The sequence below is a fragment of the Pseudomonas paracarnis genome (genome assembly GCF_904063055.1).
GTDB lineage: Bacteria > Pseudomonadota > Gammaproteobacteria > Pseudomonadales > Pseudomonadaceae > Aquipseudomonas > Aquipseudomonas paracarnis.
This window is the reverse complement of record NZ_CAJFCN010000001.1, coordinates 217457-231182: the sequence shown is the minus strand read 5'-3', so window position 1 is coordinate 231182 and position 13726 is coordinate 217457. Positions and strand designations below refer to the sequence as shown.

Genomic DNA, 13726 nt, shown 5'->3' with positions numbered 1-13726 from the left:
TTGCGGAGTGATCGCGTTGCAGCCGTCCAACCCCGTCGAAGTGTTGTACAACGACCATCACCACTGGCTCACCGGCTGGTTGCGACGCAAGCTCGGCTGCCCGGAAAACGCCGCCGACCTGGCTCAGGACACCTTTATCCGCGTGCTCAGTGCCCGGGAAGCGCCAACGCTGATCGAGCCGCGCGCCTTCCTCACCACCGTGGCCAAGCGCGTGCTGTTCAACTTCTACCGCCGCCAGGACCTGGAGCGCGCCTACCTCGAGGCCTTGGCTCAGATGCCCGAACACGTGGCACCGTCGGAAGAAGACCGCGCAATCATCCTGCAAACCCTGCTGGAACTGGACCAACTGCTCGACGGCTTGCCCAAGCAGGTCAAACGCGCTTTCCTGCTGGCCCAACTCGACGGCCTGACCTACGCGCAAATCGGCGCGCAACTGGGCATCTCCATCGCCACCGTCAAACGCCACCTGACCAAAGCGGCCATGCGCTGCTACTTCGCCCTATGAACGTCTCCAGCCAAGTCGCCGAACAAGCCGTGCACTGGTTGCTGGAAATGCAGCAAGGCACGCTCAACCCACGCCAGCAGGCGGCCTGGCAGCAATGGTTGAATGCCCACAGCGAACACCAACGCGCGTGGGAGCAGATCCAGCGCGTCAACCAACGCCTGCGCGGCGTGCCCTCCCCTCTGGCCCACGCGGCGTTGAACGCGCCTACCTCCCGCAGCCGGCGTCAGGCGCTTAAATTACTGTTGATTGTGGGTGCCGGTTCGGCCGCCGCCTGGAGCCTGCGCCAGCAACATATCCTGCCGCCGCTGACGGCTGACTATCGCAGCCCGGTGGGCCAGCGCCGCACAGTACAACTGGCCGACGGCAGCCAGTTGCAGCTCAACACCGGCAGCGCGGTGGATGTGCATTTCGACGGCCAACAGCGCCTGGTGCGCTTGCTTGAAGGTGAAATCCTGCTCACCGCCCGTGCAGGCCAGGCGCCGTTGCACGTGCTGACCGGCCAGGGCCTGCTCAGCAGCCAGGCGGCGCGCTTGACTGTGCGCCAGTTCAACGACCACACCCAACTGGCGGTACTGGCCGGCCAGGTCGAGGTGATGCCCAACCGCTACAACGGCTTGGCGCTGAGGGTCGATGCCGCGCAGCAGGTCAATTTCACCCGCAAAGGCTGGGACACCCCACGCCCCACCGACGCCAACAGCGGCGCCTGGGCCGACGGCATGCTGGTGGCCGCACACATGCGCCTCGAAGACTTCCTCAATGAACTGGGACGCTACCGTCGCGGCCAGCTCCAGTGCGATCCACACGTCGCCAACCTGCTGCTGTCCGGCAGCTACCCGCTGGACGACAGCGAACGCATCCTCGACCTACTGGAAATCAGCCTGCCGGTGAAAGTGCGGCGCTTTACGCGTTATTGGGTGACCGTGCAGGCACGGGTCTGAATTTATTTTACTTTTGTGTGAGCCGTTTTCCGCACCTGGCGTGACAGAGAAGGAAAGCCACCTTGATCCTTCCTTCTCAGGACCGCCCTTCATGCCCCAGCACCCGACGCTTCTCGCCCGTACACTGCGCCAACTCCTGCTCGGTGCCAGCCTCAGCCTGACCACACTGCCGGCGGTGATGGCAGCCGACGCCAAGGCGTACCACATCGCACCTACTACCCTGGAAGCGGCCCTGAATCAATTCGGTCGCGAAGCCGGCGTGTTGGTGTCCTTCGGTTCCGCCGTGACGGCCGGGATGCAAAGCGCTGGGTTGTCGGGCAGCTACAGCGCTGCCGAGGGCTTGCAAAAACTACTGGAAGGCACCGGCCTGCAAGCCCGCGCCGAGGGTGACAACGCTTACAGCCTGCAACCGGCTGGCGCCCCTGCGACCCTGGAGCTGCAGACCTCCAACGTGGTCGGCGACTGGCTCGGTGACGCGGCGCAAACCAATGTGTTCGAGCACCCCGGCGCCCGTGATGTGATCCGCCGCGAAGAATTCGAACGCCAGGGCGCCACTCAGGCTCGCGATGTGCTCAACCGTATCCCTGGCGTCAACGCCCCGGACAACAACGGCACCGGTAGCCACGACATGGCGCTGAACTTCGGCATTCGCGGGCTCAACCCGCGCCTGGCGTCGCGCTCCACCGTGCTGATGGATGGCATCCCGGTGCCCTTCGCGCCTTACGGCCAGCCGCAACTCTCCTTTGCGCCGATCAGCATGGGCAATATGGACGCGGTGGATGTGGTACGCGGCGGCGGTGCGGTGCGCTATGGCCCGCAAAACGTCGGTGGCATCGTCAACTTCGTCACCCGTGCCATCCCGGATGCGCCGACGGTCAAGGGCGGTTTGCAGACCGAGACCAGCCCCTCCTCCAGCCACGACGGCTTCAAGACCACCGGCAACCTGCTGGCCGGCGGCACTGCCGACAACGGCTTGGGCGGCGCGATTTTGTACTCCGGCACCCGCGGCGGCGACTGGCGCGAAAACAGCAACACGCGCATCGATGACCTGATCCTCAAGGGCAAATACCAACTGGACGATGCCAACAGCTTCAACGCCATGGCACAGTACTACGAAGGCCAGGCCGATATGCCGGGCGGTTTGAACGTCAAGGACTACAAGGCCGACCCGTATCAGTCCACTCGGCCCTACGACAAGTTCTGGGGCCGCCGCACGATGTTCAACGTCGGCTACCGCTACGAGCAGGACCGCCGCGAATTCACGGTCAACAGTTTCTTCACCAAGACCCTGCGCAGCGGTTACCTGGACCAGGGCAGTTTCCTGTCGCTGTCGCCACGGGAATATTGGGTGCGCGGCCTGGAGACGCGCTTCGCCCAGGGCTTCGACCTGGGTCCCACCAGCCATGAAGTGGGTGTGGGCTACCGCTACATCAATGAAGCCGGCCACGAACTGCGCTACCGCACTCCGATTGCCGCCAACCAGCAAATCCCCACCACCAACAGCCGCAACGACCGCGATACGCGCGGCGGCACCGAAGCCAATGCGTTCTTCATCGACGACCGCATCGACATCGGCAAGTGGACCCTCACCCCTGGTATTCGCTACGAGATGATCGAGTCCCAGCAGACCAACAACCTGAGCAACGTCAAATACAAGGGCGACTACAACACTGCCCTGCCGGCGCTGAATGTGCTTTACCACCTCACCGACGACTGGAACCTGTACGCCAACACCGAAGGCTCGTTCGGCAGCGTGCAGTACAGCCAGATGCCAAACCGTGTGAACAGTGGCGAAGTGAAACCGGAAAAAGCCCGCACCTGGGAACTCGGCACGCGCTATGACAATGGCAACCTGCGCGCGGAAATCGGTGCGTTCCTGATCAACTTCGACAACCAGTACGACAGCAACCAGACCAACGACACGGTGATCGCCCGCGGTGAAACTCGCCACCAAGGCATCGAGTCGAGCATCAACTACGCCCTCGACGGCCTGAGCCCGGCGCTGGCAGGGTTTGATGTGTACGCCGCCTACGCCTATGTGGATGCGACCATCCGCGAAGACGGCCCGAACAAAGGCAACCGCGTGCCCTTCTCCTCCAAGCACAAAGGCACCCTCGGCGTGGGTTACACCGAAGGCCCATGGAAGCTGAATGTGGACAGCAGCTACCAGAGCAGCCAGTTCGCCGACAATGCCAACACCCAGGCCGAAAGCGCCGACGGTGCCAATGGCCGCATCCCCGGCTACATGCTGTTCAGCAGCCGCGCAGCCTATGACTTCGGCCCGCAGTTGTCGGATCTGAATGTGGCGGTGGGGGTGAAGAACATCTTCAACAAGCAGTACTACACCCGCTCGTTCGACGACAACAACAAGGGCAAGTACGTGGGTGAGCCGCGCACGGTGTATGTGCAAACCTCTATCGCGTTCTGACTGCAATCTGCAGACTGCAACGCCTCCCACAGTTGATTGTCGGTGTGTTTAGGATTGAATGGGGCTAGCTACCCGCCAGGCAACTGGGGGTGGCGGCCACCAACGCGTCAATGGCACACCGCGTCTTGGCCGGCATATGCGCCGCCGTCGGCCAGATCACATGGATCGGCGCAGGTTGCTCACGGTAGCTGGGCAGCACGGCCTGCAACTGCCCGCGCAGCGCATAGTGGGCAATCAACCAACTCGGCAACCAGGCCAGGCCCACGCCCGCGATAGCGGCATCGGCTACCGCCTGGAGGTCGTCCACGATCAAGGGCGAAGCCAGGCGCGAGCGCTGCGCGGTGTTGCTGCGGTAGGCAATGCCACGATGAGCGGCCAAGTCTTCGATACTGCCAATAGCACCCTTGCGCTGCAAATACGCAGGCGACGCTGCCAGCCCCATGACCTGCTGACCCAGGCGCCGTGCACTCAGGCGGTCGGTGTCGGGCAACGGGCCGATGCGCACGGCCATATCGAAGCCTTCCTGCACCAAGTCGATCATGCGGTCGGAAAAACAAATGTCGATTTCCAGTTCCGGATAACGATCCAGCAAAGCCCATAACGCCGGCGCGGCATAGTGATGACCAAACGCCAGGGGCACGCTCACTCTCAAACGCCCCCGAGGTTGCTGGCGGCCGCTTTCCAGCACGGACTCGGCGGCCTCCAGCTCTGCCAATGCGCGCAGGCAATGCTCGTAGTACGCCTGCCCGTCCTCGGTCAACCGCTGGCGCCGGGTGGAACGCTGTAACAGGCAAGTGCCCAGGCGTGCTTCCAGGCGCGCCAGGCCCTTGCCCACCGCAGAACGCGTGAGGTTCAGGCGTTCGGCGGCTTCGGTGAGGTTGCCGCTTTCAACAATCTGCAGAAAGAGTTCGACACCATCAAAACGTGGGGTAGCCATGCTTAATTGTCGCCTTGTATTCCCTTGTCTATGGAAAAGTTATCGCCAATAAAGAACCTGATTCCCGAGAGAATAGCCCCTCCCGCTTTCGAAAGGAATGTCGTATGTCCCGCGCCGCCGCACTCTCGGCCCTCACTCCCCCGCGCACCGCCAGAAACGGCCTGGCCCTCACCGCCGTCTGCCTGGTGGCCCTGATGTTCGGCCTGGAAATCTCCAGCGTGCCGGTCATCCTGCCGACGCTGGAACAGGAACTGGGCACGGGCTTTCAAGACGCCCAATGGATCATGAATGCCTACACCCTGGCCTGCACCAGCGTGCTGATGGCGGCGGGGACCCTGGCGGATCGCTTCGGTCGTCGGCGTGTGCTGGTGGTGTGTCTGTGGGTATTCGCCCTGGCCTCACTGGCCTGTGGCTTGGCCAACGATGCGCCGACACTGATCGCGGCGCGGTTCGTCCAGGGCATTGGGGCCGGGGCCATGATGATTTGCCAGTTCGCGATCTTGTCCCATCAGTTCCGCGAACCGGCAACGCGTGCGCGGGCCTTTGCGATATGGGGCGTGATCGCTGGCGTGGGCCTGGGTTTCGGACCGATGGTGGGAGCCTTGATCCTGGCCGTGGCGGACTGGCGCTGGGTGTTCCTGGTGCATGTACCGCTGACCCTGTTCACCTTGGCGTTGTTGCACATCAGCGTGCAGGAATCCCGCGACCCGGCCAACCATCGCCTCGACATCGCCGGCATGCTGACCATGACACTCACGGTGTTTGCGCTGGTTTATTTCATCACCCAGGGCAGCGAAATCGGCTTTGGCGCGCCGGCGATGCTCGGCTGGGGCGGCCTGGCGGTCTTCGGGCTGCTGCTGTTTATCTTGATTGAGCGGCGCAGCGCCCATCCGATGTTCGACTTCTCGGTGTTCCGCATCCAACGCTTCAATGGCGCGTTGATGGGCTCGATCGGCATGAACTTCAGCTTCTGGCCGTTCATGATTTACCTGCCGTTGTACTTCCAGGCAGGCCTGGGTTACGACACGCTGACCACCGGCGCCGCCTTGCTCGCCTACACCTTGCCCACTTTGCTGGTGCCGCCGCTGGCCGAACGCCTGGCCCTGCGCTTTGGCGCCGAACGCATCATTCCCCTGGGCCTGGGGACAATGGGCGCAGGGTTCATGGGGATGGCCGCCGTTAATTACGCCGGACAACCCAGCACCGCGCTGGTGCTGCTCAGTTGCGTGATCGCCGGTATCGGGCTGGCGTTGACCAATTCGCCGACCACCAACACCACCACCGGCTCCGTCTCGAATGACCGCGCAGGCATGGCCTCGGGCATCGACTTCAGCGCACGGCTGATCACCCTCGCGCTCAATATCGCGCTGATGGGCCTGGTGCTGTTGTTGGGGATCAGCCACAACCTGGCCCACGTGCTGCCTGACAGCACAACACTGGAGTGGACAAGACTCAGCCAGCATATTGCCGCCGGCAAGCTGGATGCGCCGGGGCTGACCGTTCAGGATGCGCAAACAGCGCTGCGCAGCGGCGCCGGCTGGGCCATGTTGTTTGCGGGGTTGGGCGCCTGCGGGCTGGCGATGCTGAGCCGGCATTTCTTCCGGCGTGAGCGCTGAACGAAAAACGGGCCTGCATGTGCAGGCCCGTTTTCAGTGGGGGAATAAAAAAACAATCAGCCGTTAATAGCAGCGTTTTCGTTTTCCAGGAATTCCTCTTCCAAAGCGTCTTCGTTCACTTTGTTGATTGGCTGGTTTTTACCGGCAGCGCGCGGCTTGCCTTGCAGTTTGCCAAACAGATGTTCCAGTGCGTGGTCGAGCTTGACTGCGGCGCCATCGATCGCTTGCTCCAGCGTATCGGCTTTATGGCACACGGAAACTGGTTGATGGCCCTTTGGCCGTGCTTCCAGACGGCAACTCAAATCGTGAGGGCCGGGCTTGTCGCCGTTCTCGTCTCGCAGGTAGACCTCTACACGGGTCAGGTCTTCTTCGTAGCGTTCGAGCGTGCTCTCAATGGTAGTACGTACCCACTCCTCCAGTCGGATGCTGCTTTCAATATGGTTATCGCTATTGACTTGGATTTGCATAGTTCTTCCCTTATTTCAGCTAGCTCGCCAGAGGTCACAAACTGCAACACCGGGGTGGTGAAACCATGACCTCTTGATTACACAATTGAGCACCTGCTGAAACATTTCAACCCCTTTGCAAAGATAAATCCTACATTACAAATTAACCCTGACGACGAGCAAAAACGCTGGTAGGGTGGGGAGTTAGTTACAACTTCTTACGTCCTGTTTTCCTCACAATTGCTCCTCTCCCAACGGGTGCAAGCTGCGAAAAATCCCCGCTTCCTCCACCAGCCAATCATGCACCGCACGCACGCCCGGATGGTTCAACGCGCCCGGCGCATACAGCAGTACATAGCGTTTATGGTTGGGCACCGCCAGGCCGAACGGCACGATCAGGGTGCCGCGCTCCAGCTCATCGTTCAGCAAGGTGCGCCGCGCAATCGCTACGCCCATGCCGGCAATGGCGGCTTCGATGGTCAAGTGGTTGCGGTTGAAGGTGTGCCCGCGCCGTACGTCGGCACCGTGGTAGCCGATGGCATTGAGGTAAAACTCCCACTCGGCATATTCATAACTCCCACGCCAGGCCGTGATGTCGTGCAGCAGCGGGAAATGCGCCAAATCCGCCGGGCCATGCAAGGGCGGGCGGCCACGCAACAGGCTGGGGGCGCACACCGGGAATATCTGTTCATCCAACAGGGCTGTGGATAACAACCCAGGGTAGCTGCCGTCGTTCAGGTCGATGGCCAGGTCGAAGTCGCCTTCATGCAGGGCGATGCTGCTGTCTTCGGCGACCATGCGCAGTTGAATGTCCGGAAAACGCTGCTGAAAACGTGGCAGACGCGGGGTCAGCCACTTGCCCAGAAACGAGGGGATCGAACGCAGGCGCAAGGTGCCGCTGATCATCCCGGCGTCCAGGCGCTGCAGTTCGGCATCAATGCTGCCATAAGCCTCCCCCACCACGGCCGCCAGGCGCTGCCCCTCGGCGCTGAGTTCAACGCCTCGCGCACGCCGATGAAACAGTCGAAAGCCCAGGCGCTCCTCCAGTTGGCGAATTTGCTGGCTCACCGCTCCGGGCGTGATGTGCAGTTCTTCGGCGCAGCGGGTGAACGACAGATGCCGTGCGGCGCAGGAAAACACATGCAACCAGACATAGGTCTGGCCGTGGAGGGGGCGAGTCATAGCGTTTAGTCCTGCTAAAGGGTGTCTTAGGATAATTCGTTGGTCAGTGCCGAGCCAGAGGCTCAGTATCGCGCCAATTCCGCCTGCTCTACAAAACATGGCAGCGATTTCTACTCCATTGCTTGTAAGGCTTTAGCATGGCTATCAGTGTTTTCGATCTATTCAAGGTGGGCATCGGCCCATCCAGTTCCCACACCGTCGGCCCGATGCGCGCTGCCGCGACGTTCGCCCAAGCCCTGACCGACCAGCATGTGCTCAGCCAAACCCGTCGCGTCGAAGTGCGCCTGTATGGCTCGCTGTCCGCTACCGGTGTCGGCCATGCCACCGACCGCGCCTGTGTCATGGGCTTGATGGGTGAATGGCCAGACCGCGTCGACCCCACCTCGATCAATGCGCGTATCCAGCAACTGCGCGAGTCCGGCCAATTGCTGCTGGCGGGCTCTCAGGCAATTGCTTTCAACTGGCACACCGACTTGCTGCTGCTGGACGAAAGCCTGCCGTACCACCCCAACGCCATGTCCTTGCACGCCTATGGCGACAGCGGCCTGCTGAGCGAACAAACCTATTACTCGGTGGGCGGTGGTTTCATCATCGAAGCCGCCGAAGCTGCATCAGGCATTGCGCCGACCAGCGACGTGCAATTGCCCTACGACTTTTCCAGTGCCGTAGAACTGTTGGCCTTGTGCAACAAGCACGGCCTGCGGGTATCCGAACTGATGATGGCCAACGAACGGGCGTGGCGCAGCGACGAAGAAATCCGCAGCGGCCTGCTGCATATCTGGTCGGTGATGCGCGAGTGCGTGGAACAGGGCCTGCGCGATGAAGGCATCCTGCCCGGTGGCCTGGATGTACCCCGTCGCGCCGCGAAGCTGCACCGCAGCCTGTTGGAAATCGGCAAGCCCAACGTGATCACCTCGACCTTGTCGGCGATGGAATGGGTCAACCTGTTCGCCCTCGCCGTCAACGAAGAAAACGCCGCCGGCGGACGCATGGTCACCGCCCCGACCAATGGCGCGGCCGGAATTATCCCGGCAGTGCTGCATTACTACATGAAATTCAACGCCGACGCGTCTGACGACGACGTGGTCAATTTCTTCCTGGCCGCCGCTGCCATCGGCATCCTCTGCAAGAAAAACGCTTCCATCTCCGGCGCCGAAGTCGGCTGCCAGGGCGAAGTGGGTTCGGCCTGTGCCATGGCCGCTGCCGGCCTGGCCGATATCCTCGGTGCCACCCCGGAGCAACTGGAAAACGCCGCCGAAATCGGCCTGGAACACAACCTCGGCCTGACCTGCGACCCGGTCGGTGGCCTGGTACAGGTGCCCTGCATCGAGCGCAATGCCATTGCGGCGGTCAAGGCGATCAACGCCACGCAGATGGCCCTGCGCGGCGACGGCAAACACTTCATCTCCCTCGACCGGGTCATCCGCACCATGCGCGATACCGGCGCCGATATGCATGACAAATACAAAGAAACTTCACGGGGCGGCCTGGCGGTCAGCTGGGTGGAGTGCTGATCGGAGCACTGCTACCCGCCCCAACGTGAGCCCGCGCAAAAATAATAACGAGGCAATACCGATGACTGATGTACGTACACCTGCTGCCGAAAATCCCGATGTCAGAGAAAGCACAGTAACCACCGGCTGGACCAAACACGACACCACCTGGATGCTCGGCCTCTATGGCACCGCCATCGGCGCGGGCACCCTGTTCCTGCCGATCAATGCCGGCGTCGGCGGCTTCTGGCCGCTGATCGTGCTGGCATTGCTGGCATTTCCGATGACCTTCTTCGCCCACCGTGGGCTGACGCGCTTTGTGCTGTCGGGCAAATCCGGCGACATCACCGAAGTGGTCGAGGAACACTTTGGTGTCGGCGCCGGCAAGCTGATCACCCTGCTGTATTTCTTTGCGATCTTCCCGATCCTGCTGGTGTACAGCGTGGCGCTGACCAACACCCTCGGCAGTTTCATGGAGCACCAATTGCACATGGCGCCGCCGCCACGGGCGATTCTGTCGCTGGTGCTGATCCTCGGCCTGATGGCCATCGTGCGTTGCGGCCAGGGCGTGATCGTCAAGGCCATGAGCGTGCTGGTGTACCCCTTCGTGGCCGCCTTGCTGCTGCTGGCGTTCAGCCTGATTCCCAACTGGAACGGCGCGTTCTTCGCCTCGGCCAGCGAAGGCATGCCGTTGCCGCTGTTCTTCAAGACGCTGTGGCTGGCGATCCCGGTAATGGTGTTCTCGTTCAACCATTCGCCGATCATCTCCGCCTTTGCCGTGGACCAGAAACGCGTCTATGGCGCCCAGGCCGAGCGCAAAAGCAGCGGCATCCTGGCCACCGCCCACGGCATGATGGTGCTGACCGTGATGTTCTTCTGCTTCAGCTGCGTGCTGGCGCTGTCACCGGCTGACCTGGCCGCTGCCAAGGCGCAGAACATCTCGATCCTGTCGTACCTGGCCAACCACTTCCAGACGCCGGTGATTGCCTACGCCGCACCGTTGATCGCGCTGGTGGCGATCACCAAATCCTTCCTGGGCCACTACATTGGTGCCAGCGAAGGCTTCCAAGGCTTGATCGTCAAATCCCTGCGCGGGCGCAACCGTTCGATGTCGGCGAAATGGCTGGAACGCTGCACCGCGTTGTTCATGGTGCTGACGTGCTGGGCCGTGGCCACCTTCAACCCGAGCATCCTGGGCATGATCGAAACCATGGGCGGACCGATCATCGCGTGCCTGCTGTTCCTGATGCCGATGTACGCGATTCGCCGCGTGCCATCTTTGCGCCAGTATTCAGGTCAGGTATCGAATGTATTTGTGGTGGTCATCGGCCTGATTGCGCTGTCTGCGATCGTTTTTTCCGTAATGCCCTGAATTAGCTCACGACATACATCCAATGTGGGAGCGGGCTTGCCCGCGATAGCGATCATTCAGCCAACTATTGATTGGCTGATACACCGCAATCGCAGGCAAGCCCGCTCCCACATTTGGATTTCTGTGCCGGGTAAATCGCTGTACGGCACGGCCTTTGCTGTAGAGCTTTTGAGGAAAACGGAATTTGGCCAGTGGTCAGGCAATGCGAACTAATCCCGACACCGGCCGTCAATGACTGCATGTTCTTATCAGGCGGTAACGCACCATGGACAATCCTTTTCAGATCATCACCGACACGTTCAGCCCCCAATACCGCGTCAACCTGAGCATTCAACGGCTGGACGGCAGCATCATGCTCACCCTCTCGAACGAGACCGGCGTAGTGGCCAAGCGCATGATCAGCGCCGAACAACGCAACGACCCGCAGCGCCTCAGGCGCCTGGTGCAAAGCATCCAGTTCGGCATCGCCATCGAACAGGGCCACAGCGCCGTGGAAATCCTGGAGCTGATGACGGACGGCGACAGCCACAAACTCCTGCAGCGACCGCCCGCCCGCACCCTGCCCTTCAGCGTGGGGCTTTAAAGCTCGCCTTTCTCGGTCTCAAGGCTCGCCTCGCCCTTGCGACGCGGGCTTTCGACCTTCACCGAAGGAAAGGCAGACGACGCGTAGCGCACCACCAGGATCGCAAACGCCAACAGTAGAATCCCGCCGCACAGGTAGATGATGCCCAGATCCGGCGGGTTGTGATGAGACACGTTGGAGATCAGCAAACGCGTGAGCGCGGTAATCGCCACGTAGATCAGGAAGCGCACCGGCATGTGGTTGGTCTTGAAGTAAATCCCGACCATGGCGCCCAATTCCAGGTAGATGAACAGCAGCAAGATGTCATCGATCTTGATGTGCCCATTCTCCAGCATCCCCAAGAACTCCATCACCGCTGCCCAGGCGGTCACCGCACCAATGGCGAACAGCGCCAGGTAATGGAACGACTCGACAAACAGATTACCCAACGACTCGGCCAGCCCATGTACTTGCTGACGCAGCCTTTCGGCCCAATTGATTTTCACGATGATGCTTCCTTAGGTCGGCTCGACCGGATAATGCGGGGTGGACGTGACGGTTGTTCTGTATGCAGAAACAAGGCCAGAGGGCAGGCATGAGATGATGACTGGCTAGCATGAGGCACGCAGGAGGATGAGCAGAGTAGATCTTTTGCTCATCCGAAAAACGAAAACTTCAAGGATATCGCTGGCGTGCGTGTAAAACCGAGAGAATCCGAATATTGTCTGTCACTTTGTATACAACCAGATAATTCGGATGTACCACCATCTCTCGTGTTCCGCCGATTCTGCCGGGGCGGTAAAGATGGGGTCTGCGCGAGAGGGCAAGCACTGAAGCTTCGATTGATCGCTTAAGCTCAAGCGCTGCTACAGGATTACGATGACTGAGGTACTCAATAATTTGCCGGAGTTCTACCCGCGCTGCGGGCGACCACTCAATCAGCATCGCCTTTCTTGAGTTTAGATTCGATCAGCGCTTGCATCTCGGCCATCACCTCGTCGTGAGGAATGCCAGGGCTTGGGTCATCAAGAGCGGCCTGCACTCTCGCGCGAAACCAGCGGTCGTAGCTGTCAGCCTGCTCTTCGATATCTGCTTGGATACCTGAGGAAAAGGAAGTGTCCATAAAAGCCTCCGTTGTTGATGTAAAAGGAGTCTAGTCGCTAGCGTTTTCGCTGTCGTGCTCCCGGCGATGAAGTGAGTAACAGAAAAAATCCGTGTTCACCAATCACTTTTTAGACCGTCCCCACAGGCGTGGGAACGATCAGATCATGGCATCAAGCTGGTGCAATTTGCTCCAGCGCTCGATCGACCAGCAGACCGCCCATTTCAATCAGTTGATGAATCGCCAGGACCAAGCTTCGCTGTGGACCATCAAGGTCGAATGCCAGGGTACTGGCCATCTCACGGGCGCTGTTCAAGGTTTCGCTGGCGTTTGCCAGCAAGGTTTCTGTATCAGCTTCAGGAGTGACACTGAAAAGCACTGACTCGGTAGACGGGGGGGTGGGTGTGTGTTTCTTCATCGACTAGTTCCTTAGTTAAGAAACCATCACCGTCTGCCGCCAAGCAGATTGGGTGACGGATTGCACAAGGTTGGCGGACCGGTAAGGAACAACCCGGCACCCCGAAGGGTCCATGCGCAACCCGCCATAAAAACAAGAGTGCCGTGTAAAAACCCAGCAATCTCATAGGGGGTCGTTGCGCTTCCTTGGTGGGCCGCCAAGCCCGCTCGCTGCAAATGCAGCGCCCGAAGAAGGTAAGCCACCGGACAATTCCAGCGCAACCCCGGCAAGTTGTCAGAAATTTCCGGTGTAGCAAACCCCAATTTCCCAACTACATTAAAAACCTACTACCCAAACCCCAGCGTTTGGCTTATCCTTTTCGCTGTATATAAATACAGTATTCGCAAAAGACAACTATCGTGAAGGCATGTGAGGTGGTGAATGGCCGTCGAAGTGGTATACCGCAGCAGCCGAGATCTGGAGCGTTTGTTCATGGATAAAGCCGAAGCTGACCGTCATGACAAGATGCTTGAACTCGCTGAGTTGCTGGCAGAGGTGTTGCAAAAAGCCGTGCCGTCGTTGAGCGAGCAGCAGGTGGAGGAAGCCGGGATTTACATGGCGAAGAACCGTGATGTATTTGCCAAGGCGTTCAAGAGCCAACCGGACGCGCTGTCCGAGTTGCTGAACCCGGCAGCAGAGTAAAGCCCGAATTGAACAGGCCCTGAATCATGGATTCAAGGCCTTTTTA

General features: G+C 60.4%; 15 protein-coding genes. 8 read left to right on the top strand and 7 right to left on the bottom strand.

Going from position 1 to position 13726, the window contains the following annotated elements:
* Positions 1-16 precede the first annotated feature (16 nt).
* The 3 genes from JMV15_RS01080 to fecA all read left to right on the top strand — a co-directional run bounded on the left by JMV15_RS01080 (position 17) and on the right by fecA (position 3871).
* Complete coding sequence (locus JMV15_RS01080) at positions 17-505, top strand: sigma-70 family RNA polymerase sigma factor (RefSeq protein ID WP_014717061.1); 489 nt, start codon at positions 17-19, stop codon at positions 503-505.
* Positions 502-1443, top strand: a complete 942-nt coding sequence (locus JMV15_RS01075; protein WP_020301215.1) for a FecR domain-containing protein — start codon at positions 502-504, stop codon at positions 1441-1443. Before JMV15_RS01080 ends, JMV15_RS01075 begins: the two co-directional genes overlap by 4 nt.
* A 91-nt stretch (positions 1444-1534) precedes the next feature.
* Complete coding sequence (fecA, locus tag JMV15_RS01070) at positions 1535-3871, top strand: TonB-dependent Fe(3+) dicitrate receptor FecA (RefSeq protein WP_038449019.1); 2337 nt, start codon at positions 1535-1537, stop codon at positions 3869-3871.
* Positions 3872-3935: 64 nt separating this feature from the next.
* Here the strand turns inward: fecA and JMV15_RS01065 are convergent, their stop codons facing one another.
* Positions 3936-4808, bottom strand: coding sequence for a LysR family transcriptional regulator (locus JMV15_RS01065; protein ID WP_038449017.1), 873 nt, complete (start codon positions 4806-4808; stop codon positions 3936-3938).
* A gap of 104 nt (positions 4809-4912) precedes the next feature.
* Here JMV15_RS01065 and JMV15_RS01060 point away from each other — a divergent pair, with 104 nt between their 5' ends.
* Positions 4913-6424, top strand: a complete 1512-nt coding sequence (locus JMV15_RS01060) for an MFS transporter (protein ID WP_019817649.1) — start codon at positions 4913-4915, stop codon at positions 6422-6424.
* A gap of 56 nt (positions 6425-6480) precedes the next feature.
* On the opposite strand, the gene JMV15_RS01055 is transcribed toward JMV15_RS01060, so the two are convergent.
* Positions 6481-6891 (bottom strand): HPF/RaiA family ribosome-associated protein, encoded by a 411-nt coding sequence (locus JMV15_RS01055; protein ID WP_003188815.1) that lies wholly within the window; start codon positions 6889-6891, stop codon positions 6481-6483.
* Between the two features lie 213 nt (positions 6892-7104).
* Complete coding sequence (locus tag JMV15_RS01050; protein ID WP_014717056.1) at positions 7105-8052, bottom strand: LysR substrate-binding domain-containing protein; 948 nt, start codon at positions 8050-8052, stop codon at positions 7105-7107.
* Positions 8053-8189: 137 nt separating this feature from the next.
* Between JMV15_RS01050 and JMV15_RS01045 the strand changes: the two genes are divergently transcribed.
* The 3 genes from JMV15_RS01045 to JMV15_RS01035 all read left to right on the top strand — a co-directional run bounded on the left by JMV15_RS01045 (position 8190) and on the right by JMV15_RS01035 (position 11500).
* A complete protein-coding gene (locus tag JMV15_RS01045; protein WP_014717055.1) occupies positions 8190-9566 on the top strand; it encodes an L-serine ammonia-lyase in 1377 nt (458 codons plus the stop codon).
* Between the two features lie 61 nt (positions 9567-9627).
* On the top strand, positions 9628-10917 hold the full coding sequence (locus tag JMV15_RS01040; RefSeq protein WP_014717054.1) for a serine/threonine transporter: 1290 nt from the start codon (positions 9628-9630) through the stop codon (positions 10915-10917).
* Between the two features lie 265 nt (positions 10918-11182).
* Positions 11183-11500, top strand: coding sequence for a DUF3509 domain-containing protein (locus tag JMV15_RS01035; protein WP_014717053.1), 318 nt, complete (start codon positions 11183-11185; stop codon positions 11498-11500).
* Here JMV15_RS01035 and JMV15_RS01030 read toward each other — a convergent pair.
* From JMV15_RS01030 to JMV15_RS01015, 4 genes are all read right to left on the bottom strand, one after another.
* A complete protein-coding gene (locus JMV15_RS01030) occupies positions 11497-11985 on the bottom strand; it encodes a phosphate-starvation-inducible protein PsiE (protein WP_014717052.1) in 489 nt (162 codons plus the stop codon). The two genes, JMV15_RS01035 and JMV15_RS01030, sit on opposite strands and share 4 nt — an antisense overlap.
* Positions 11986-12154: 169 nt before the next feature.
* On the bottom strand, positions 12155-12424 hold the full coding sequence (locus JMV15_RS01025; RefSeq protein ID WP_081088256.1) for a type II toxin-antitoxin system RelE/ParE family toxin: 270 nt from the start codon (positions 12422-12424) through the stop codon (positions 12155-12157).
* The gene (gene relB, locus JMV15_RS01020; protein WP_014717050.1) at positions 12414-12602 is read right to left on the bottom strand and encodes a type II toxin-antitoxin system RelB family antitoxin; all 189 of its coding nucleotides are present in this window, start codon (positions 12600-12602) and stop codon (positions 12414-12416) included. The genes JMV15_RS01025 and relB overlap by 11 nt, the downstream gene beginning before the upstream one ends.
* 151 nt (positions 12603-12753) lie before the next feature.
* On the bottom strand, positions 12754-12999 hold the full coding sequence (locus tag JMV15_RS01015) for a DUF6124 family protein (RefSeq protein ID WP_014717049.1): 246 nt from the start codon (positions 12997-12999) through the stop codon (positions 12754-12756).
* 420 nt (positions 13000-13419) lie between these two features.
* Between JMV15_RS01015 and JMV15_RS01010 the strand changes: the two genes are divergently transcribed.
* Positions 13420-13680 (top strand): YebG family protein, encoded by a 261-nt coding sequence (locus JMV15_RS01010; protein ID WP_003188807.1) that lies wholly within the window; start codon positions 13420-13422, stop codon positions 13678-13680.
* Positions 13681-13726: the final 46 nt, after the last annotated feature.